Origin of the sequence: Variovorax boronicumulans (assembly GCF_019352895.1) — a bacterium.
GTDB lineage: Bacteria > Pseudomonadota > Gammaproteobacteria > Burkholderiales > Burkholderiaceae_C > Variovorax > Variovorax boronicumulans_A.
This window is the reverse complement of sequence record NZ_JAAAFX010000014.1, coordinates 1-21,608: the sequence shown is the minus strand read 5'-3', so window position 1 is coordinate 21,608 and position 21,608 is coordinate 1. Positions and strand designations below refer to the sequence as shown.

The following is a 21,608-nucleotide window of genomic DNA, read 5'->3' as shown; positions in this document are numbered from 1 at the left end:
AGACAAGCATGCACAAGACACTTCAGCCCTCTCTGCGCCGCCGTGCGCTCGTGCTCGCCGCTTCGGCCGCGCTCGCCGCACCCTTCGCGGCAAATGCCCAATCCAACGAGGACATCGTCATCGGTGGCTCGATCCCCATGACCGGCGTGTTCGCCTTCGCGGGCGTGGGCATCAACGCCGGCATGGCCGACTACGTGAAGATGGTCAACGACGCGGGCGGCATCAAGGGCCGCAAGCTGCGCTACGTGCCCGAAGACACGGGCTACAAGGTCGACGTCTCGGTCGCGGCCTACAAGAAGATCACCAGCCAGAACAAGGTCAACCTCTACTACGGCGACTCGACCGGCTTCGCCAAGACCATCAACCCCGAGCTCGACCGCAGCGGCCAGATCCTGATGGCGGGCGCCTCGTTCGCGACCGAACTCAACGACCCGGTCAAGTTCCCCAACCAGTTCCTGGTCGGGCCCGACTACACCGAACAGATCGGCATCCTGCTCAAGCACATCGCCAAGGAGAAGCCAGGCGCCAAGGTCGCCTTCGTGTACTCCGACTCCGAGTTCGGCCGCGACCCGATCGAGGCCAGCGAAGCCGCCGCCAAGAAGCTGGGCCTCTCGGTGCCGGTCAAGCTCATGACGCCGGCGGGCAGCGTCGACGTTTCGACCGAGGTCATCAAGCTGCGCCGTGCCGCGCCCGACTACACCATCTTCCACGGCTACATCCTCGCGCCCATTCCCGAGTTCGTGCAGCAGGGCAAGCAGATGGGCATGACCAGCAAGTGGATGGGCACCTTCTGGACCATGGACAGCTCCACCGTGATGAAGATGGGCGAAGGCGCCGACGGCTTCATGGGCGTGATGCCCTACCGCTACTACTACGACACCTCGGCCAAGGCGCCGATGCTCGACAAGATCCGCGCGCTGCGCCCCGAGTACCAGAGCACGGCCTACACCCAGGGCTTCCTCACGGCGATGCTCTTCACCGAAGCGGCCAAGCGCACGCTCGACGCGGGCAAGCCGCTCGACGGCAAGAACCTCAAGGCCGCGCTCAACACGATCAAGGACTTCGACACCGGCGGCCTGATCGGCACGCCCATCACCATCAGCGGCAACTCGATCCCGGTCGGGCGCGTCTACAAGGCGGACATGAAGGCGCAGAAGATGGTGCCCGCGTCCGACTGGATCTCCTTGAGCAAGTAAGCCGACGATGCAAGCGGGCGCGGTCATGGCGGGCGAGACGGTCCTGAGTGTCAACAACATCGAGGTCGTCTACAACAAGGTGGTGCAGGTGCTGCGCGGCCTGTCGCTGGCCGTGCCGCGCGGCGAGATCGTCGCGCTGCTGGGCAGCAATGGCGCGGGCAAGTCGACCACGCTCAAGGCCATCTCGGGCCTGCTCGCGCTGGAAGACGGCGAGGTCGAGGCCGGCCGCATCGAGTTCAACGGCCAGGGCACGGCCGAGCGTGCGCCGCAGCAACTGGTGCGCGACGGCCTGTGCCATGTGATGGAGGGCCGGCGCGTGTTCGAGGACCTGACGATCGAGGAGAACCTGGTCGCCGCCACCTACGCCCTCACCGGCCGCCCCGATGCCAGGCCCGACTTCGATGCGGTCTACAGCTACTTCCCGCGGCTGCACGAGCGCCGCAAGGGCCTGGCCGGCTACCTCTCGGGCGGCGAGCAGCAGATGCTGGCCATCGGCCGCGCGCTGGTCGCGCAGCCCCAATTGATCCTGCTCGACGAGCCCTCGCTGGGCCTGTCGCCCAAGCTGGTCGAGGACATCTTCACCATCATCGCGCGCATCAACGCCGAGCGCGGCGTGTCGATGCTGCTGGTCGAACAGAACGCCACGGTGGCACTCGCCGTGGCCCACCGCGGCTACATCATGGAGAACGGCAAGATCGTCATCGACGGCAGCGCCGAGCGCCTGGCTTCGGACCCCGACGTGCGCGAGTTCTACCTCGGCGTGGGCGGCAGCGGCGAAGCGCGCAGCTTCCGCGACATCAAGCACTACAAGCGCAGGAAAAGGTGGTTGTCGTGAGCGCCTCGCTGCCCAACCTCACCCTGCCGCAGATGCTGCGCGAACAGGCCCGCCTGCAGCCTGCCAAGGTCGCGCTCCGGCAGAAGGACTTCGGCATCTGGAAGCCGCTGACCTGGCAGGCCTATGCGCAACGCGCCGAGCACGTGGGCTTGGGCCTGCGCGCGCTGGGCCTCACGCCGGGCGGCCACGTGGGCGTGCTGTCGGAGAACCGCACCGAGTGGGTGCTGGCGCAGATGGGCGCGGGCATGGTCGGCGGCATTGCGGTCGGCGTCTACCCGACCAGCCCGGCCAGCGAAGTGGCCTACGTGGTCGGCCACGCGGACATCGAGCTGATCGTCTGCGAGGACCAGGAACAGACCGACAAGGTGATCGAATCGCTGGCCCTGCTGCCGCGGCTGCGCCGGATCGTGGTGATCGAGACCAAGGGCCTGCGCAACCTCGACGCCGCGCACCGCGACAAGGTCACGACCTTTGCCGAACTCGAGCGCCTGGGCGCGGCCTCGGCCGCGCAGGGCGGCGGCGCGATCATCGACACCGCCCTGGCCGCGCAGACGCTCGACGACATCGGCCTGATGATCTACACCTCGGGCTCCACCGGCAAGCCCAAGGGCGCGATGCTGTCGTACCGCAACATCCGCGGCGTGGTGCCGGGCATCGTCGACCGGTTGGGCCTCGACGGCGACACCACGCACCTCTCGTACCTGCCCTTGTGCCACGTGGCCGAGCAGATGCTCACGGCCTTCGCGCCGCCCTACCTGGGCTCGCAGGTGCACTTCGGCGAATCGATACGCACCGTGCAGGAAGACCTGCGCGAGGTGGCGCCCAGCATCTTCCTGGGCGTGCCGCGCATCTGGGAGAAGCTGCACGCGTCGATCAGCATCAAGCTGCAGGAGACCGGCCGCCTGCAGCGCGCGATCTTCCAGCGCGCCTGGGCGCACTGCGAGGCGTTGACGGCCAAGCCACGCGCGCAGTGGTCGGTGGCCGATCGCCTGGCCCACGCCGCGAGCTACTGGCTGGTGCTGCGCGCGCTGCAGAACTTCATCGGCCTGCGCCGCGTGCGGGTGGCACTCACCGGCGCCGCGCCGATCGCGCCCGACGTGGTGCGCTTCTTCCGCACGCTGGGCGTGCCGCTGGTCGAGGTCTACGGCCTGACCGAATCGAGCGGCATGGTCACGGGCCACCGGCGCGATGCCGTGACCGTGGGCACGGTCGGCCCGCCCACGCTGGGCACGGCGCACCGCATCGGCGAGAACGGCGAGCTGCTGCTCAAGGGCGAGATGGTGTTCGCGGGCTACTACAAGAACGCCGAAGCCACGGCGCAATCGATCCGCGACGGCTGGCTGCACACCGGCGACGTGGTGCGCGAAGAGGCCGGCGGCCAGCTGCGCATCGTCGATCGGCTCAAGGACATCATGATCACCGCGGGCGGCAAGAACCTCACGCCCTCGGAGATCGAGAACACGATGAAGGGCAGCCCGTACATCAAGGAATGCGTGATCGTGGCCGAGGGCCGCAAGTTCGTCGGTGCGCTGATCCAGATCGACTACGAGACGGTCGGCAAATGGGCCGAGGCACAACGCATCCCCTTCACCAACTTCCGCTCGCTCACCGAGCACGTCGACGTACTGCGGCTGATCGGCGACGAAGTGGCGCGCGGCAACGGCAAGCTGGCGCAGGTCTCGCAGATCCGGCAGTTCCACCTGCTGGCCAAGGAGCTGGACCACGACGACGGGGATGTCACCGCGACCATGAAGGTGCGGCGCTCGAGCATCTACAAGAACTACGCGGGCGAGATCGAGCGGCTCTACAGCCGATGAGATCCGGCTCTTTCGCGACGGGCAAGCGCGGCCCGACGCGGGCTCACTCCGCGGCGCTTTCCAGCGAGAAGAGCGGCACCTCGGCGCTTCGGTTGAGCCAGACGCCGCCGCCCAGCTCCTTGAACTTCCGCGTCAGCCCGCGTCGGTACAGCTCGGCGCGGTGCCGGAAGAGCAGCGGATCGGTGAGGTCTTCATCGACGACGTCGTTTTCGTAGTCCTCGAGCGTCACGGCCTCGACGTAGAGCGCGCCCTGGCTCAGCACCCCGAGGTTGCGCAGGGCACGCTTGAGGTCGGCCGGGGTCAGGTAGGCCAGGACCCCCTGGCAGATGACCAGGTCGAAGGGCTCCCGGGCCTGGTAGTCCACCACCGAGCCGCGCTCCCATCCGTAGCGACCACACAGGTATTCGCTGATCTCGACGCCCTGGTAGGTCGCCTGCGGAAAGTGCTGCGCCACGATGTCGCGCCAGATCCCGATGCCGCAACCGACATCCAGGACGCGCCGCACAGGCACGCGCAGGTACTTCAGGTAGGAACTGACGAAGGCACCCAGCCGCTCGACATGCAGCCGGTCCGCCACCTTGGTCTTCTTGTCGAAGTAGTAGCGCGCGTAGTACGACGCATCGAAGAGGGCGGCATCAGCGGATTCCATGGGCGGATCGTACCCGTACGCGCCACGCGCCCTTCGTGATGCCGAAGGGCGAGGGCCTGTTCACAGCCCCTAATTTCCGCGCGTCGCGGGCCGGGCCGACACGTCGGTCACCTCGCCCGCATCGCCCAGCGCGATCGGGCTGCGCGTCGATTCGCCGCGGGCCCGTGCGCCGACCACGTCGGCCGCGGTGGGCTCGGCCGGTGCCTGCGCGGCGCGGAAGCGGTCGAAGCCGCTGCGCGGGTTGAAGCGCATGACCCAGGGCGTCACGGGCTTGCCGGTGAGCTTGGCCCAGCCGTAGCGCAGGCCCCAGACCGCGGCCAGCAGCAGCACGGCCACCGCCAGACTGACCGCGAAGATCAGGCCCAGGCAGAAGAGGATGAAGCGAAGAACGAAATTCATCATCGTCATTAGGCCAGAGCCTCGGCCGATGGTTCCCCACCGTGGCTGAACGAGAACTGCCCGGGCGACTGGATCGGGTCGGTTTCGACCCGGATCGTGTCCTTGGGCCCGAAGCTGCCGTCGAGCAGCAGCTTCGAGAGCGGGTTCTCGATGCGCTGCTGGATCGCCCGCTTGAGCGGCCGCGCACCGAACACCGGGTCGAAGCCGACCTTGGCGATCTCGGCCAAGGCCGCCGCCGACACGTCGAGGAACAGGTCCATCTTCGCGAGCCGCGCCTGCAGCACCTTGAGCTGGATGGCCGCGATCGATTCGATGTTCTTCGCGTCGAGCGCATGGAACACCACCGTCTCGTCGATCCGGTTGAGGAACTCGGGGCGGAAGTAGTTCTTCAGCTCGTCCCAGACCGCGTCCTTGATCTCCTCGCCGGGCCGGCCCACCATCGCCTGGATGATCGGCGAGCCGATGTTGCTGGTCATCACGATCACGGTGTTCTTGAAGTCCACGGTGCGGCCCTGGCCATCCGTGAGGCGACCGTCGTCGAGCACCTGCAGCAGCACGTTGAACACGTCGGGGTGCGCCTTCTCGACCTCGTCGAGCAGCACCACGCTGTAGGGCTTGCGGCGCACGGCTTCGGTCAGGTAGCCGCCCTCCTCGTAGCCCACGTAGCCCGGCGGCGCGCCGATCAGGCGGGCGACCGAGTGCTTCTCCATGAACTCGCTCATGTCGATCCGGATCAGGTGGTCCTCGCTGTCGAACAGGAAGCCCGCGAGCGCCTTGCAGAGTTCGGTCTTCCCCACGCCCGTGGGGCCGAGGAACAGGAAGGAACCCGTGGGCCGACCCGGATCGGACAGGCCCGAGCGCGAGCGGCGGATCGCGTTGGCGACCGCACCGATGGCTTCGTCCTGGCCGACCACGCGCTCGTGCAGCTTGTCTTCCATCACGAGCAGCTTGTCGCGCTCGCCCTGCATCAGCTTGGCCACCGGGATGCCGGTGGCACGCGCCACGACCTCGGCGATCTCCTCGGCGCCGACCTGGGTGCGCAGCAGCGTGGGCGCGCTGGACTTGCCCTTGGTGGTCTCGCTCTCCTGCGTTTCCTTCAGGCGTTTCTCGAGCGCCGGCAGCTGGCCGTACTGAAGCTCGGCAACCTTGTTGAAGTCGCCCTTCTGCGTGAACTCGGCGATCTGGAAGCGCATCCTGTCGATCTCTTCCATCACCTCCTTCGAGCCCTGGGCCTGCGCCTTCTCGGCCTGCCAGATCTCGTCGTAGTCGGCGATCTCCTTCTGCAGCTTGACGATCTCGTCCTCGATCAGGCCGAAGCGCTTCTGCGAAGACTCGTCCTTCTCGCGGCGCACGGCTTCGCGCTCGATCTGCAGCTGGATCAGCCGGCGGTCGAGCCGGTCCATGACCTCGGGCTTGGAGTCCATCTCGATCTTGATCTTGGCCGCGGCCTCGTCGATCAGGTCGATGGCCTTGTCGGGCAGGAAGCGGTCGGTGATGTAGCGGTCGCTCAGCTCGGCCGCGGCCACGATGGCCGGGTCGGTGATCTGCACGCCATGGTGCACTTCGTACTTCTCCTGCAGCCCGCGCAGGATCGCGATGGTGGCCTCGACCGAGGGCTCGCCCACGATGATCTTCTGGAAGCGGCGCTCCAGCGCGGCGTCCTTCTCGATGTACTTGCGGTATTCGTCGAGCGTGGTCGCGCCCACGCAGTGCAGCTCGCCGCGCGCCAGCGCGGGCTTGAGCATGTTGCCCGCGTCCATCGCGCCTTCGGCCTTGCCGGCACCGACCATGGTGTGCAGCTCGTCGATGAAGACGATGGTCTGGCCCTCGTCCTTCGCGAGCTCGTTGAGCACGGTCTTCAGGCGCTCCTCGAACTCGCCGCGGAACTTGGCGCCGGCCAGCAGCGCGGCCATGTCGAGCGACAGCACGCGTTTGCCCTTGAGCGACTCGGGCACCTCGCCCGCGACGATGCGCTGGGCCAGGCCTTCGACGATGGCGGTCTTGCCCACGCCGGGTTCGCCGATCAGCACGGGGTTGTTCTTGGTGCGGCGTTGCAGCACCTGGATGGCGCGGCGGATCTCCTCGTCGCGGCCGATCACCGGGTCGAGTTTGCCGAGGCGTGCGCGCTCGGTCAGGTCCATGCAGTATTTCTTGAGCGCCTCGCGCTGGCCTTCGGCATCGGCGCTGTTCACGCCCTGGCCGCCGCGCACCGCATCGATGGCCGACTCCAGGCTCTTGCGCGTCAGGCCGTTGCCGCGCGCGAGCTGGCCGACGTCGGCCTTGCTGTCGGTCAGCGCCAGCAGGAAGAGCTCGCCCGCGATGAACTGGTCGTTGCGCTTGATGGCTTCCTTCTCGGTGGCCTGCAGCAGCTTGTTGAGTTCGGGGCCGACCTGCACCGCATCGTGGCCCTGCACCTGCGGCAGCTTCTTGATCGCGGCCTCGGCGGCCTGCCCCAGTGCGCTCACATTGACGCCGGCGCGCTCCAGCAGTGCACGCGGGCCGTCGTCCTGGCGCAGCATGGCCGCGAGCAGGTGGACCGGCTCGATGTAGGCGTTGTCGTTGCCCAGCGCCAGCGACTGTGCATCGCCGAGCGCTTCCTGAAATTTGGTGGTGAGTTTGTCTTGGCGCATGGTGGTGTTTCCTGCATACAAAATAGGGCTGTTCGCGCGCCATTCAAGAGCGCGGGCGAATTCAGGCACGGCTATTGCTGCCGGAGCCTCTCACCACAATGGATTGGAGTCGATCATGGTTTTTTCAACGCAGCGTGTTCAGCCGGCCCGCCGGGCGCTGACGCTCGGCCTTTTCGCAGCGGCCCTGGGCCTGTCGAGCCTGGCCCAGGCACAGACGCCGATCCGGCTGCTGGTGGGCTTCCCGGCCGGTGCCGGCAGCGATGCCATTGCACGCGCTCTGGGCGAAAAACTCAAGGACGAACTGGGTGCCCCGGTGGTGGTCGAGAACCGCGCCGGCGCAGGCGGCCAGATCGCGGCCCAGGCACTGAAATCGGCCCCCGCCGACGGCCACACGCTGTTCCTCACGCACGACCACAGCATCTCCATCCTGCCGCAGGTGGTCAAGAGCCCGGGCTTCAACCCCGCGACCGACTTCGTGCCGGTGGCCGGCTTCGCCACCTTCGCCAACGTGCTGGCGGTCTCGGGCGGCACGCCGGCCAGGAACATGGACGAGTACGTGAAGTGGGTGCGCACCCAGAAGGACGGCAAGGAGACCATCGGCGTGCCCGCGCCGGGCTCGATCCCCGAGTTCCTGGTCAAGCTGATCTCCGACAAGTACAAGCTCGACCTGCAGGCCGCGCCCTACCGCGGCAGCGCGCCGCTGACGGCCGACATGCTGGGCAACCAGATCACCGCCGGCATCGCCTCGGTGCCCGACTTCATCGAGAACCACAAGGCCGGCAAGGTGCGCATCGTGGCCGTGATCGGCGCCAAGCGCCAGCCGCTGCTGCCTCAAGTGCCGACCTTCACCGAACTGGGCTTCGCGAACCTCGACGACTACCCCTACTACGGCATCTTCGCGCCCGTGGGCACGCCACAGCCGGTGATCGACCGCTTCGGCACCGCGCTGCAGAAGGTGCTGGCGATGCCGGACGTGAAGCAGAAGCTCACGGCCATGGGCCTGAACGTGGCCTATGAGCCGCAGGGGCAGTTCGCGGGGCGTGTGCGCACCTACACCCAGGCCTGGGAACGCATCATCCAGGCCAGCGGCTTCAAGCCCCAGTGAGGTCGTGCCCCATCTCCCGGAGGGAGAGGGAAAACGGAGCCCGGAAGAATCAGGTGTTGGGCGCCTGGATACCCCAGCGCGCCAGCGCCTGGTCGTCGGCCACCCGCGCATCGACCCAGCGCGCGCCCTCGGGCGTCTGCTCCTTCTTCCAGAACGGCGCCTGGGTCTTGAGGTAGTCCATCAGGAACTCGCAGGCCTGGAAGCTCTGGCCGCGGTGGGCCGAGACCACCGCCACCATCATGATCTGGTCCCGCGGCTGCAGCAGGCCCACGCGGTGCACGATGCGCGCGCCGAGGATGTCGAAGCGGCGCTGCGCCTCGTCGATCATGGCTTCGATGGCCTTCTCGGTCATGCCGGGGTAGTGCTCGAGTTCCATCGATGCGACCGCGCTGCCATCGTTGCGGTCGCGCACCGTGCCGACGAAGCTGCAGACGGCGCCGACACGCGGATCTTCCGCGCGCAGCGTCGCGATCTCCTGCGCCAGGTCGAAATCATGGGTCTGGATGGCAACGCGGGTCATCGGCGGATTGTGGCATCGCGTTAGACTCGCCACCATGCCCTGCCGCGCCGCGCACACCCTCCAGCCTTCGTCCGAAGGCCAGGCGTGCGCACGCTGCAACGGCAAAGCCAAAAAACCACAGCTCGTCTGACCGGAGCTGCGGTTCCGTCGTCGGATGAGCGACGGGACCGGCAAGGCTCAGGCTGCAGCCCATGGCACGCGCACATCCGACGATGGTTTTCCCATCGGTCGCTTCCTGCACCAAGGAGCATTGCGTGTCCTCTTCTTCTGTCGCCCCCTCCGATTTCTCGGGCCTCTGGGTTCCCCTGATCACGCCCTTCCGTCACGACGGCACGGTCGACCATCCCTCGCTCGCGGCCCTCGTGCGCCGGCTCGCGCCCACGGGCATCGCCGGCTTCGTGGTCTGCGGCTCGACCGGCGAAGCCGCCGCGCTCGACGAGGACGAACAGCTGGCCGTGCTGGCCACCGTGGCCGCCACCGCGCCCGCGCTGCCGCGCGTGATGGGGATCTCCGGCTATCACCTGGGCCAGACGCTGGGCTGGGTGCGCCGGCTTGCCGACAATGGCCTCCACGGGCTGCTGGTGCCCGCGCCCAGCTACATCCGCCCCTCGCAGCAGGGCCTGGTCGGCTGGTTCAGCGCGATCGCCGATGCGAGCAGCGTGCCGCTGATCGTCTACGACATCCCCTACCGCACCGGCGCCACGCTGTCGCTGGACACGCTGCGCACGCTCGCGGCCCATCCGAACATCCAGGCGCTCAAGGACTGCGGTGGCGACATGGCCAAGACCCGCGCGCTGATCGCCGACGGCGCGCTGCAGGTGCTGGCGGGCGAGGACGCGCAGATCTTCTCGACCGTGGCCGAGGGCGGCGCGGGCGCGATCGCGGCCAGCACGCATGTGGAAACGGAAAAGTTCGTGCAGCTGCTGCGGCTGGTCGGCGAGGGCCGGCTGGCCGAGGCGCGGCCGATGTGGCAGGCGCTGCAGCCGCTGATCGCGCTGCTCTTCGCCGAGCCCAACCCGGCGCCGCTCAAGGCCTGGCTGGCCGATGCGGGCGTGATCGCGGACGGCCACCTGCGCGCGCCGATGACGCCGGTCAGCGATGCGCTGCGCGAACGGCTGCTTGCCTTGCGCTAGCCGCCCGTCACAGGCGGAAAGAAGGCGACCTCGCAGCCCTCGTGCAGCGTGGCCGATTCGACGCTCATGGCCTGGTCCAGCGCCATGCGCACGGCCTTGCCACGGGCCAGGGCCGTGGCATGCGGCGCGCCGCGTGCGATGAGTTCGTCGCGCAGCTCGGCCAGCGTGGCGGCCTGGGTGTCGACGGTCTCGCCGCCGCCCAGGGCCTCGCGCACCGAGGCGAAATAGCGGATCGCGATCTTCATGGCCTCAGCCCAGCAGCGTGGCGAAGGAGATGAACTGCACCGTGTCGCCCCTGTGGATCGGCCGACCCGCCGGGTTGTCGACCACGCCGTCGCCCCACACCGCGGAGGTCAGCACGCCCGAGCTCTGGTTGGGGAACAGGTCGAGCCCGCCTTCTGCATTGCGGCGCGCGCGCAGGAACTCGCGCCGGCGGTCGGCGCGCGGCCAGTCGAAGTCGGCGCGCAGGGCCACCGGCTGCGGCGCCACCTGCGTCGCGCCCTGCAAGGCCAGCAGGAAGGGGCGCACCAGCAGCACGAAGGTCATGAAGCTGGAGACCGGGTTGCCAGGCAGGCCCGTGAGGTGCGCCTGGCCGATGCGGCCATAGGCGAAGGGCTTGCCCGGCTTGATCGCGAGCGACCACAGCTGCAGTTCGCCCAGCGCCTCGACCGCGCCCTTGATGTGGTCCTCTTCGCCCACCGACACGCCGCCGGTGGTGATGATCAGGTCGTTGTCTTCGGCCGCGCTGCGCAGCGCCTCGATGGTCGCGTCGCGGCGGTCGGGCACCAGGCCCAGGTCGTGGACTTCGCAGCCCAGGCGCTGCAGCAATGCGCGCATGAAGAAGCGGTTGGAGTTGTAGATCGCGCCGGGCTTCATGGCCTCGGGTGCCACCTCGCCGGGCATCACGAGTTCGTCGCCGGTCGACAGCAGCGCCACGCTCGGCCGCCGCGCCACCAGCAGGCGATCGAGGCCCACGCTGGCCGCCAGGCCCAGCGCCGCCGGGCCCAGGCGCGCGCCGCGCGCCAGCACCACGTCGCCGCGCGACACGTCCTCGCCGGCACGGCGGATCCACTGGCCCGCAGCGGGCACGGTGTCGATGCGCACGCGGCCCAGCGTGCCCTCCTCGGGCTGCGCCGTGGCCTCTTCCTGCATCACGACCGCATCAGCGCCCTCGGGGATCTGCGCGCCCGTGAAGATGCGCGCCGCGGTGCCGGCCGCGAGCGGCGTGCCCACGCTGCCGGCCGGAATGCGCTGCGCGACCGTGAGCAGTGCGCCGGCGCTGGCGCAGTCCGCCGCGCGCACCGCGTAGCCGTCCATCGAGCTGTTGTCGCGCGGCGGCACCGTGAGGCCGGACACCACGTCCTGCGCCAGCACGCGGCCGTCGGCCTCGAAGGTCGACACGCTCTGCGCATCGAGCGGTCGGGCCTTGGCGAGCAGGCTCGCCAGCGCTTCGTCGAGCGGCGTGAGCCGGGGGCGTTCAGCGGAAGGAGAGCTCATGGTTCTCGGCCTTGTAGTCGAAGCGTTGCGCGTTGTCGAGCAGCCATTGCACGATGCCCTCGGCATCGTCGAGGTCGAACACCGGCCGCAGCGTCGGCTCCGGCAGTGCATCGGGGCGATCGGTGGCGAGCGCGACGATGAAAACGTCGTCGGGGTACTGTGCGGGCCGCTCGCCCTTCGGCGAGCCGCTCTCGCGCAATACCTCGATCTTGAGCAGGTCGCTGTGCTTGAAGCCTTCGACCAGCACCCAGTCGACGCCGTCGTAGAGCTCGGCGATCAGGTGGTGTACCGACAGCTCCGACGGCTGCTCGAACTCGCGCATCAGCGCCAGCCGGCGGTCGGACGCGACCACCACCTCGAAGGCACCGGCCTCGCGATGGCGGTAGCTGTCCTTGCCCGGATGGTCGACGTCGAACTTGTGGTGCGCATGCTTGACCACCGACACCCGCTGGCCCTGCCGCTTCAGCACGGGGATCAGCCGCTCGACCAGGGTGGTCTTGCCGGCGCCCGAATACCCGGCGAAGCCGATGACGTGCATGCCGCTAGTCGCAGTGTTCTGCGATGTAGGCTTTGACCGCTTCCGCATCGGCGGGCAGCCTGACCACGCGCTTGGGCAGGTCCTCGATGCCCTCGAAGCGGGCCGGCCGCTCGGGCTCGTGGCCCAGCGCCTCGACGATGGTGGCGGCGAACTTGATCGGCAGCGCGGTCTCGAGAATGATCATCGGCACGCCGGGCGACAGGTGCTCGCGCGCGGCCTTCACGCCATCGGCGGTGTGGGTGTCGATCAGCACGGCGAAGCGCTTGTCGGTGTCGCGGATCGTGGCCAGCCGGTCGGCATGCGTGCTGCGGCTGCTCACGAAGCCGAAGCGCTCGGCCGCCTGCACGAAGGCCGGGTCGGCGCTCAGGTCGAAGCGCCCGGTGCGGCCGAGTTCGCCTTCGAACAGCGCGCGGGTCTTGGCGCCGTCGCGGCCCAGCAGGTCGAACACGAAGCGCTCGAAGTTGCTGGCCTTGGAGATGTCCATCGAGGGGCTCGAGGTCTCGTGCGTGTCGGCGGCCGCGCGCACGCGGTAGACGCCGGTGCGGAAGAACTCGTCGAGCACGTCGTTCTCGTTGGTGGCCACCACCAGCGTGCGGATCGGCAGGCCCATCATGCGCGCCACGTGGCCCGCGCAGACGTTGCCGAAGTTGCCCGAGGGCACGGTGAAGCTCACCGGCTTGTCGTCGCTCGAGGTGGCCTGGAAGTAGCCCGCGAAGTAGTAGACGACCTGCGCCAGCAGGCGCGCCCAGTTGATCGAGTTGACGGTGCCGATGCGGTACTTGCGCTTGAAGCCCAGGTCATTGGACACGGCCTTGACGATGTCCTGGCAGTCGTCGAACACGCCCTCGATGGCGATGTTGTGGATGTTGGCGTCCTGCAGGCTGAACATCTGGGCCTGCTGGAACGGGCTCATGCGGCCGTCGGGCGAGGTCATGAACACGCGCACGCCCTTCTTGCCGCGCATCGCGTACTCGGCCGCGCTGCCGGTGTCGCCGCTGGTCGCGCCCAGGATGTTGAGCTGCGCGCCGCGGCGGCCCAGTTCGTACTCGAACAGGTTGCCCAGCAGCTGCATCGCCATGTCCTTGAAGGCCAGCGTGGGGCCGTTGGACAGGCCTTCCAGGTACACGCCGTCCTCGAGTTCGCGCAGCGGCACGATCTCGTCGGAGCCGAAGACCTCGGCCGTGTACGTCTTCGCGCACAGCGCCTTCAGTTCCTCGGTGGGAATGTCGTCGATGTAGAGCGAGAGGATCTCGTAGGCCAGCTCGGCATAGGGCAGCCCGCGCCACTTGGCCAGCGTGGCCGCATCGACCTGCGGGTAGTGCTCGGGCAGGTACAGGCCGCCGTCGGGCGCCAGGCCCTCGAGCAGGATGTCGCAGAACTGGCGGCGCTCGATATCGCCGCGGGTCGAGAGGTAGCGCATCAGGACAGCTCTTCCTTGCGCAGGCGCACGATGGGCGCGAGCACGGTCGGCAGGGCCTGCAGCTCGACCATCGCGTCGTCGAGCGTGCCTTCACGCGTGTCGTGCGTGAGGATGATCAGGTCGGTCTGCGTCGAGCCTTCGCCGCCCACCTCGTCGGCTTCGCGCTGCAGCACCGCATCGATGCTGATGCCCGCGCTGGCCAGCAGGCCCGTGACCTTGGCCAGCACGCCGGCCTCGTCGGCCACGCGCAGGCGCAGGTAGTAGCTGGTCACCACCTCGCGCATGGGCACGATCTTGAGGTCGTCGCTCATCGCGTTGGGGTGGAAGGCCAGGTGCGGCACGCGCTGCGCGGCATCGGCCGTGTGCAGGCGCGTGATGTCGACCAGGTCGGCGATCACCGCGCTGGCGGTGGGCTCGCTGCCCGCGCCCTTGCCGTAGTAGAGCGTGGTGCCCACGGCGTCGCCGTGCACCACCACGGCGTTCATCGCGCCCTCGACGTTGGCCAGCAGGCGCTTGGCCGGCACCAGGCTGGGGTGCACGCGCAACTCGATGCCGCCGGCGGCGCGGCGCGTGATGCCCAGCAGCTTGATGCGATAGCCCAGCTGCTCGGCGTACTTGATGTCCTGCGCGGCCAGCTTGGTGATGCCCTCGACATGCGCCTTGTCGAACTGCACCGGGATGCCGAAGGCGATTGCGCTCATCAGCGTGACCTTGTGCGCGGCGTCGACGCCTTCGATGTCGAAGGTCGGGTCGGCCTCGGCATAGCCCAGGCGCTGCGCTTCCTTGAGCACGGTGGCGAAGTCCAGGCCCTTGTCGCGCATCTCGGACAGGATGAAGTTGGTGGTGCCGTTGATGATGCCGGCGATCCACTGGATGCTGTTGGCCGTCAGGCCTTCGCGCAGCGCCTTGATGATCGGGATGCCGCCGGCGACGGCGGCTTCGAACGCGACCATCACGCCCTTCTGCTGGGCCGCGGCGAAGATCTCGGTGCCGTGCACCGCGAGCAGCGCCTTGTTGGCCGTGACCACGTGCTTGCCGGCCGCGATGGCCTCGAGCACCAACTGCTTGGCGATGCCGTAGCCGCCGATCAGCTCGATCACGATGTCGATGTCCGGGTTGGCGATCACGGCGCGCGCATCGTCGACCACCTGCACGGCTTCGCCCACGGCCGCGCGGGCGCGGGCGGTGTCGAGGTCGGCCACCATGGTGATCTCGATGCCGCGACCGGCGCGGCGCTTGATTTCCTCCTGATTGCGCTGGAGCACGTTGAACGTGCCGCTACCGACGGTGCCGATGCCGAGCAGGCCGACCTGGATGGGTTTCATGGATACAACTTCAGTCAAAACGAAAGGGGACGGAGGGCCGTGCGATGCGCACTCAGGCGAAGCGGGCGCGGTAACGCTCGAGGAACTTGGCGATGCGGTTGATGGCCTCGCGCAGGTCTTCCTCGTGGGGCAGGAACACGATGCGGAAATGCTGGTTGTCCGGGAAGTTGAAGCCCGATCCCTGCACCAGCATCACGCGCGTCTCGCGCAGCACCTGCATGAAGAATTCGCGGTCGTCCGCGATCGGGTACATCACCGGGTCCAGCTTGGGAAACATGTAGAGCGCGGCCTCGGGCTTGACGCAGCTCACGCCGGGAATGGCGGTGATCAGTTCGTAGGCCAGGTCGCGCTGGCGGCGCAGGCGGCCGCCCGGCTTCACCAGGTCCTTGATGCTCTGGTAGCCGCCGAGCGCGGTCTGGATCGCCCACTGGCCCGGCACGTTCGAACCGAGCTTGAGGTTGGCCAGCATGTTCAGGCCTTCGATGTAATCGGTCGCGTCGCCCTTCGGGCCCGACACGATCATCCAGCCGGCACGGTAGCCGCAGGAGCGGTAGGCCTTCGACAGCGAGTTGAAGGTGATGGTGAGCACGTCGGTCGACAGGCTGGCCATGGCCGTGTGCTTCGCGTCGTCGTAGAGCACCTTGTCGTAGACCTCGTCAACCAGCAGCACCAGGTTGTGCTCGCGTGCGATCGCGACCATGCCGCGCAGCAGGTCGTCGGGGTAGAGCACGCCGGTCGGGTTGTTGGGGTTGATCACGACGATGCCGCGCGTGCGGGGCGTGATCTTGGCGCGGATGTCGGCCAGGCTGGGCAGCCAGCCCTTGTCTTCCTCGCAGAGGTAATGCACGGGCTTGCCGCCGGACAGTGACACGGCGGCCGTCCACAACGGGTAGTCGGGCATCGGCACCAACAGTTCGTCGCCGTCGTCGAGCAGTGCGTTGGTCGCCATCACGATCAGCTCGCTCGCGCCGTTGCCGAGGTAGATGTCGTCGAGCGTGACGCCTTCGATGCCCTGCTGCTGCGTGTAGTGCATCACCGCCTTGCGCGCGGCGAAGATGCCCTTGCTGTCCGAGTAACCCGCCGAGTCCGGCAGGTTGCGGATCATGTCCTGCTGGATCTCTTCGGGCGCATCGAAGCCGAACGGCGCCATGTTGCCGATGTTGAGCTTGATGATCTTCTGACCATCCTCTTCCATCTGACGGGCCGCGTCGACGATCGGGCCGCGGACGTCGTAGAGAACATTGGCCAGTTTGGCCGACTTCTTGAGCTGCTTCAAAGTCCCTCCAGAGGGTGCCTGCACAGGGGAAAACCTATAATTTGACCACAGTTCCCCGGCCCTACAGATGAAGCTTCAACCCGACAAATCCGATGTTCAGACCCTCACCGCGCACGGGCCGGGCTGGGTGGCGATCAACAACGAGCGGGTCGAACACAGCGTGGTGCTGGGCTCGCGCGGCGAGCGTTTTGCCTGGGAATGCACGAATTTCGAAGACCTGGGACCCGAGCATTTCGCACAATTGGCGGCGCTGGGCGCCGAACTGGTGATCTTCGGCAGCGGCCAGCGCATCCGCTTTCCGCAGCCGGTCTGGCTGCGCCCGCTGATGGCACAGCGCACCGGCGTGGAAACCATGGACACCGCCGCCGCCTGCAGAACCTACAACATCCTGGCAAGCGAGGGGCGCCATGTGGTGGCGGCCCTGCTGGTCGAGCAGCCAAAAGCTGGCAATTAGAGGCCATTTCGAGCTAAAATCCCGGGTTGCGAACGGCGATCCGCCCTCAGATCCCCTCTCAGTCAAGCAACGACCAATCTTCCATCGTTTTCGGCCTTGCAGCCGCGCGAATGGAAACCAACGGAGAAAACAAGTTTCATGGCGATCGTTGTCAACAAACCCATTCCCGAATTCGAGTCCAATGCCACCGGCGGGCTCAAGGTGTCGAACACCTCACATCTCGGGCACGTTCTCGTGATGTATTTTTACCCCAAGGACAACACGCCAGGTTGCACCACCGAAGCCATGCAGTTTCGGGACCGCTACAAGGATTTCGTGAAGGCCGGCGCCACTGTTTTCGGTGTTTCGCGTGACAACATGAAGTCACACGATGAATTCAAGGCCAAGCTCGAACTGCCCTTTGAACTCATCGCCGATACCGAAGAGAAGATGTGCCACATGTTCGGCGTGGTCAAGAACAAGATCATGTACGGCAAGAAGGTCAAGGGCATCGAGCGCAGCACCTTCCTGATCGGCGCCGACGGCATCCTCAAGGCCGAATGGCGCGGCCTCAAGGTGCCGGGCCATGTCGACGACGTTCTGAAGGCCGTCAAGGCCCTGAAGAAAGCCGCCTGACGCGCGCCGTTTTTTGCGGTCCTGTTGGCGGCACACCACGTCACACCGATGTGGCACGCACGGTGTGCATAATGGCTTCATGCCGTTGAGCTCCACGACCGCATCCCCCGAACAAAGCCGCCCTGGTCTTCAGGCGGCTTTTTCGTTTTCCGGCTTCACTTTTGCGAGCACACTGCCCCATGCCCTTGCCTCCCGCTCCCACGAAACGCGCAGCCCTCCTCTCGCCTGACGCGATCGACGCGCCGGCCGTGGCCACCAAGGCGCCACGCCGCGGCGGTCGGACGACGGAAAACGCACGCGGCAACGGACCGCGCGCCCTGGAACTGTTCGACGACCACAGCCAGGGCGCAGCCGCCCCGCGCGCGGCCACGCCGCCCGCGCCTGAAGTGGCCCGCCAGATCGAGACCAAGCCGCGCCCCGCGCCACAAGCCGAGGTCGCAGCACCCCACGTGACGCAGGCACGCACCGAGCGCGCACCGGAGCGCACGCCTGCTCCCGCGCCTGGGGCCTCCGCGCCCGTCGCATCGAGCCCGGCGCCGCGCGCACGCGGCGGCGCGCAGGAAGCGGCCCGCCCACGGCGTGCCAAGTCGACCGGCCCGACCAAGTTGTTCGTGCTCGACACCAACGTGCTGCTCCACGATCCGATGTGCCTGTTCCGCTTCGAGGAGCACGACGTCTTCCTGCCGATGATCGTGCTGGAAGAACTCGACGGCCACAAGAAGGGCACGACCGAGGTCGCGCGCAACGGACGCCAGACCAGCCGCACGCTGGACGCGCTCGCCGGTGCCAAGGACGCCGACATCGCCAAGGGCCTGAAGCTCGACACCACCGGCCATCGCGAGGCCGGCGGCAAGCTGTTCTTCCAGACCTCGCCGCTCGACTACACGCTGCCCACCAGCCTGCCCCAGGGCAAGGCCGACAACCAGATCCTGGGCGTGGTGCAGGCCCTGCGCAACCAGTACGCGCAGGACCGTCCCGGCCAGCCCAAGCAGGAAGTCGTGCTGGTCTCCAAGGACATCAACATGCGCGTCAAGGCGCGCGCGCTGGGCCTCGCGGCCGACGACTACCAGAACGACAAGACGCTGGAGGACGGCGACCTGCTCTACGCCGGTTCCTATGCCTTGCCGAGCGACTTCTGGACCCGCCAGAGCAAGACCGTCGAGAGCTGGCAGAGCGGCAGCAGCACCTTCTACCGCATCAGCGGGCCGATCGTGCCGAACCTCTACATCAACCAGTTCGTCTTCTTCGAGGCGCCGGGCGAGCCGAGCATGTATGCACGCGTCACCGAGATCCGCGACAAGACCGCGGTGCTCAAGACGCTCAAGGACTACGCCTCGGGCAAGAACGCCGTGTGGGGCGTGAGCACGCGCAACCGCGAACAGAACTTCGCGATGAACCTGCTGATGGACCCCGACATCGACTTCGTCACGCTGACCGGTACCGCCGGCACCGGCAAGACGCTGATGGCGCTGGCCTCGGGCCTGACGCAGGTGCTCGACGACCGCCGCTACACCGAGATCATCATGACCCGCGCCACGGTGAGCGTGGGCGAGGACATCGGTTTCCTGCCCGGCACCGAGGAAGAGAAGATGGGCCCGTGGATGGGCGCGCTGGACGACAACCTCGAGTTCCTGGCCAAGGGTGACGGCGGCGGCGCCGGCGAATGGGGCCGCGCGGCCACCAACGAGCTGATCCGCAGCCGGATCAAGATCAAGAGCATGAACTTCATGCGCGGGCGGACCTTCCTCAACAAGTACGTGATCATCGACGAGGCGCAGAACCTCACGCCCAAGCAGATGAAGACGCTGATCACGCGGGCCGGCCCGGGCACCAAGATCATCTGCATGGGCAACCTGGCGCAGATCGACACGCCCTACCTCACCGAGGGCTCCTCGGGCCTGACCTTCGCGGTCGACAAGTTCAAGGGCTGGCCGCACAGCGGGCACATCACGCTGGCGCGCGGCGAGCGTTCGCGGCTGGCGGACTTCGCGAGCGAAGTGCTCTAGGCCAAAGCCACGTGACAAGGCCCGCCTGCTCCTCGGAGCATGGCGGGCTTTTTTTCGCCCGCGCTGACAGGCTCCTGACAAGACGTTGTCAGGAGGCGGTCCGCACCATCGGGGCTCCTTCAACAGACACGAAAAGAGAGCCCCCCATGTCCACGCAGAACATCATCAGCTGGTTCGAGATTCCGGTCGCCAACCTCGACCGCGCCCAGGCCTTCTATGAAACCGTGCTGGCCCGCAAGCTGCGCCGCGAAGAGTTCGGCGGCGCGGGTGCGCTGGCCGTGTTCCCCTATGACAGGCCCGCCACCGGCGGCGCGCTGCAGGCGGGCGCCAGCGCCGCCGCGCGCACCGGCAGCAGCATCCGCATCTACCTGGACTGCATGCCCAGCATCGACGCGGTACTCGCGCGCATCGAGCCGGCCGGCGGCCAGATCGTCGCCCCTAAGTCGGCCCTGCCGCCCGGCATGGGCTTCATCGCCCACGTGCGCGACACCGAAGGCAACGAAGTCGGCCTGCACGCGCTGGCCTGATCCGCCGTGGCCCGGCGCCACGGATCGCCGAGGCCAGGAAGATCGAACCGACAATGCTCGCACTTCCTTGAGCAGGAGAACAAGATGGAACCCACCCGCCAACACCAGGGCGCCTTTCGGGTCGCAGGCCTTGCGGTCCGCACCACCAACCGCGAAGAAGCCTCGCCGGCCACAGCCCGCATCGGTGCGCTGTGGAGCCGCTTCTTCGGCGAGCAGACCGCTGCATCGACGCCGAACCGCACCAGCGACGCCCGGATCTTCGGGGTCTATTCGGCCTACGCATCCGACGCCCATGGCGCCTTCGACCTGACCGCCGGCGTGGCCGTCTCCAGTGGCCCACAAAGCGTGGCCATCGAGGCCGGCGACTACCTCGTGTTCACCGCCCAGGGCCAGATGCCGCAGGTGGTGATCGCCACCTGGCAGCGCATCTGGCAGTACTTCGAGGCCCATCCGGAGATCGTGCGCAGCTACCGCAGCGATTTCGAGGCCTACGAAGGACCCGATACCGTCTCGGTCCACATCGGCGTGGCGTGAACGTCGATGTTCCCTTGAAAAAGCCCGCGCAGGCACGCTGATGCGCCGCGCCGACCGCCTCTTCCAGCTCGTGCAGCTCATTCGCGGCCGCCGCCTCACCACGGCCGCCTTTCTCGCGCAGCGCCTCGAGGTGTCCGAGCGAACGGTGTACCGCGACGTGGCGGACCTGCAGCACCAGGGCGTGCCCATCGAGGGCGAGGCTGGTGTCGGCTACCGGCTGGGTGCGGGTTTCGAGCTGCCACCGCTGATGTTCACGCAGGACGAAGCCTCCGCGCTCGTGGCGGCGGCCCGTATGGCGCAAAGCTGGGTCGACCCCGCGCTGGCGCGCGACATCGAGAGCAGCTTGGGCAAGATCCTCTCGGTGCTGCCGCCGGCGGCACGGGTCTCTGCGGAGGCGCTGGCACTTTATGCGCCCGCCATGGGCCTGGACGACGCGCTGCGCAGGCGGCTGCAGACCCTGCGCGAGAGCGTGCAGTCGCACCACAAGCTCCTGCTGAGCTACCGCGACGTGTCGGGCGACGCCAGCGAGCGCACCGTGCGGCCGCTCGGCTGCTTCTACTGGGGCAAAGTCTGGACCCTGTCGACCTGGTGCGAGCTGCGCAATGACTTCCGCGGCTTTCGCGTGGATCGCATGGAAGCGATCGAGGTATTGCCGGCGCTTTTCCGCGATGAACCGGGCAAGACGCTGGCCGACATGCTGCGGCAGCTGAAAGCCGAGAAAGTGCAGGGAAAGATCGTGCCGCGGACGCCGCAAGAGGCGCCAGCTTGGGCAGACAGAGGGAGCACCACGGGCTGAATGCGCTCACCATTGCGCCGACTGTTCGACGAAATAAGCATCAGCAGCGCCTTCAGCGATGCCATCGGCTCGATGGATTTCATCTGGAATGATGTGTGAGCAGCTGCGCACAGGCCGCTGATTGGGCACCCGCACGGTCTGCCACAAGCGGCATGGCCTCGTCACGCTTGAGCAGCGCCGGCCATACGCCCAATCGCATGGAATGCCAATGGAAAAGCATTTCGCTTCCCCCAAAAAGAAAAGCCCCAACCGGTTGGTTGGGGCTTGTCTAGGGCTGTAAGAGCCTGACGATGACCTACTTTCACACGGGAACCCGCACTATCATCGGCGCTGACG

At 67.5% G+C, this 21,608-nt stretch carries 21 protein-coding genes; 11 read left to right on the top strand and 10 right to left on the bottom strand.

Annotation, left to right across the window (positions count from 1 at the left end):
- The first annotated feature begins 8 nt into the window (after nucleotides 1-8).
- The 3 genes from K0H49_RS26430 to K0H49_RS26420 are packed head-to-tail and all read left to right on the top strand — an operon-like array spanning nucleotide 9 to nucleotide 3,848.
- Nucleotides 9-1,196: an ABC transporter substrate-binding protein gene (locus tag K0H49_RS26430; protein ID WP_219219266.1), complete on the top strand. Its 1,188-nt coding sequence runs from the start codon at nucleotides 9-11 to the stop codon at nucleotides 1,194-1,196.
- A 7-nt stretch (nucleotides 1,197-1,203) separates the two neighbouring features.
- Nucleotides 1,204-2,031 carry an ABC transporter ATP-binding protein gene (locus tag K0H49_RS26425; protein ID WP_257625230.1) on the top strand — a complete coding sequence of 276 codons (828 nt, stop codon included), beginning with the start codon at nucleotides 1,204-1,206 and terminating at the stop codon, nucleotides 2,029-2,031.
- Between the two features lie 32 nt (nucleotides 2,032-2,063).
- Nucleotides 2,064-3,848 (top strand): AMP-dependent synthetase/ligase, encoded by a 1,785-nt coding sequence (locus tag K0H49_RS26420; protein WP_219220347.1) that lies wholly within the window; start codon nucleotides 2,064-2,066, stop codon nucleotides 3,846-3,848.
- A 43-nt stretch (nucleotides 3,849-3,891) separates the two neighbouring features.
- Here the strand turns inward: K0H49_RS26420 and K0H49_RS26415 are convergent, their stop codons facing one another.
- From K0H49_RS26415 to clpB, 3 genes are all read right to left on the bottom strand, one after another.
- Nucleotides 3,892-4,497 (bottom strand): methyltransferase, encoded by a 606-nt coding sequence (locus K0H49_RS26415; RefSeq protein WP_219219264.1) that lies wholly within the window; start codon nucleotides 4,495-4,497, stop codon nucleotides 3,892-3,894.
- A gap of 69 nt (nucleotides 4,498-4,566) precedes the next feature.
- Complete coding sequence (locus tag K0H49_RS26410) at nucleotides 4,567-4,896, bottom strand: hypothetical protein (RefSeq protein WP_257625229.1); 330 nt, start codon at nucleotides 4,894-4,896, stop codon at nucleotides 4,567-4,569.
- An 8-nt stretch (nucleotides 4,897-4,904) separates the two neighbouring features.
- Entirely contained in the window at nucleotides 4,905-7,526 is a 2,622-nt protein-coding gene (clpB, locus tag K0H49_RS26405) for an ATP-dependent chaperone ClpB (RefSeq protein ID WP_219219261.1), read from the bottom strand.
- Between the two features lie 115 nt (nucleotides 7,527-7,641).
- Between clpB and K0H49_RS26400 the strand changes: the two genes are divergently transcribed.
- Nucleotides 7,642-8,631, top strand: a complete 990-nt coding sequence (locus tag K0H49_RS26400) for a Bug family tripartite tricarboxylate transporter substrate binding protein (RefSeq protein ID WP_219219259.1) — start codon at nucleotides 7,642-7,644, stop codon at nucleotides 8,629-8,631.
- Between the two features lie 49 nt (nucleotides 8,632-8,680).
- Here K0H49_RS26400 and K0H49_RS26395 read toward each other — a convergent pair whose 3' ends face one another.
- Complete coding sequence (locus K0H49_RS26395; protein ID WP_219219257.1) at nucleotides 8,681-9,151, bottom strand: molybdenum cofactor biosynthesis protein MoaE; 471 nt, start codon at nucleotides 9,149-9,151, stop codon at nucleotides 8,681-8,683.
- A gap of 254 nt (nucleotides 9,152-9,405) precedes the next feature.
- Between K0H49_RS26395 and dapA the strand changes: the two genes are divergently transcribed.
- Nucleotides 9,406-10,284, top strand: coding sequence for a 4-hydroxy-tetrahydrodipicolinate synthase (gene dapA / locus K0H49_RS26390; RefSeq protein WP_374122432.1), 879 nt, complete (start codon nucleotides 9,406-9,408; stop codon nucleotides 10,282-10,284).
- On the opposite strand, the gene moaD is transcribed toward dapA, so the two are convergent.
- Genes moaD through K0H49_RS26360 form a run of 6 tightly spaced genes read right to left on the bottom strand, consistent with a single transcriptional unit; the run spans nucleotide 10,281 to nucleotide 16,340 of the window.
- Nucleotides 10,281-10,529 (bottom strand): molybdopterin converting factor subunit 1, encoded by a 249-nt coding sequence (moaD, locus tag K0H49_RS26385; RefSeq protein WP_219219254.1) that lies wholly within the window; start codon nucleotides 10,527-10,529, stop codon nucleotides 10,281-10,283. The genes dapA and moaD overlap by 4 nt on opposite strands.
- 4 nt (nucleotides 10,530-10,533) lie before the next feature.
- On the bottom strand, nucleotides 10,534-11,781 hold the full coding sequence (locus K0H49_RS26380; protein ID WP_219219252.1) for a molybdopterin molybdotransferase MoeA: 1,248 nt from the start codon (nucleotides 11,779-11,781) through the stop codon (nucleotides 10,534-10,536).
- Nucleotides 11,762-12,319, bottom strand: a complete 558-nt coding sequence (gene mobB / locus K0H49_RS26375; RefSeq protein ID WP_219219251.1) for a molybdopterin-guanine dinucleotide biosynthesis protein B — start codon at nucleotides 12,317-12,319, stop codon at nucleotides 11,762-11,764. The genes K0H49_RS26380 and mobB overlap by 20 nt, the downstream gene beginning before the upstream one ends.
- Nucleotides 12,320-12,323: 4 nt before the next feature.
- Entirely contained in the window at nucleotides 12,324-13,739 is a 1,416-nt protein-coding gene (thrC, locus tag K0H49_RS26370; protein ID WP_219219248.1) for a threonine synthase, read from the bottom strand.
- The gene (locus K0H49_RS26365; RefSeq protein WP_219219246.1) at nucleotides 13,739-15,064 is read right to left on the bottom strand and encodes a homoserine dehydrogenase; all 1,326 of its coding nucleotides are present in this window, start codon (nucleotides 15,062-15,064) and stop codon (nucleotides 13,739-13,741) included. The genes thrC and K0H49_RS26365 overlap by 1 nt, the downstream gene beginning before the upstream one ends.
- A 52-nt stretch (nucleotides 15,065-15,116) precedes the next feature.
- The gene (locus K0H49_RS26360) at nucleotides 15,117-16,340 is read right to left on the bottom strand and encodes a pyridoxal phosphate-dependent aminotransferase (RefSeq protein WP_219219245.1); all 1,224 of its coding nucleotides are present in this window, start codon (nucleotides 16,338-16,340) and stop codon (nucleotides 15,117-15,119) included.
- A gap of 67 nt (nucleotides 16,341-16,407) precedes the next feature.
- On the opposite strand from K0H49_RS26360, the gene K0H49_RS26355 reads away from it, so the two are divergent.
- From K0H49_RS26355 to K0H49_RS26330, 6 genes are all read left to right on the top strand, one after another.
- Entirely contained in the window at nucleotides 16,408-16,794 is a 387-nt protein-coding gene (locus K0H49_RS26355; RefSeq protein WP_219219243.1) for an Mth938-like domain-containing protein, read from the top strand.
- Between the two features lie 138 nt (nucleotides 16,795-16,932).
- Nucleotides 16,933-17,409: a peroxiredoxin gene (locus tag K0H49_RS26350; protein ID WP_183027129.1), complete on the top strand. Its 477-nt coding sequence runs from the start codon at nucleotides 16,933-16,935 to the stop codon at nucleotides 17,407-17,409.
- A 179-nt stretch (nucleotides 17,410-17,588) separates the two neighbouring features.
- The gene (locus K0H49_RS26345; RefSeq protein ID WP_219219241.1) at nucleotides 17,589-19,415 is read left to right on the top strand and encodes a PhoH family protein; all 1,827 of its coding nucleotides are present in this window, start codon (nucleotides 17,589-17,591) and stop codon (nucleotides 19,413-19,415) included.
- Between the two features lie 146 nt (nucleotides 19,416-19,561).
- Entirely contained in the window at nucleotides 19,562-19,942 is a 381-nt protein-coding gene (locus K0H49_RS26340) for a VOC family protein (protein WP_219219239.1), read from the top strand.
- A gap of 84 nt (nucleotides 19,943-20,026) precedes the next feature.
- Nucleotides 20,027-20,476 (top strand): GyrI-like domain-containing protein, encoded by a 450-nt coding sequence (locus tag K0H49_RS26335; protein WP_219219237.1) that lies wholly within the window; start codon nucleotides 20,027-20,029, stop codon nucleotides 20,474-20,476.
- A gap of 40 nt (nucleotides 20,477-20,516) precedes the next feature.
- Nucleotides 20,517-21,272 carry a helix-turn-helix transcriptional regulator gene (locus tag K0H49_RS26330; RefSeq protein WP_219219235.1) on the top strand — a complete coding sequence of 252 codons (756 nt, stop codon included), beginning with the start codon at nucleotides 20,517-20,519 and terminating at the stop codon, nucleotides 21,270-21,272.
- The last annotated feature ends 336 nt before the right edge of the window (nucleotides 21,273-21,608 follow it).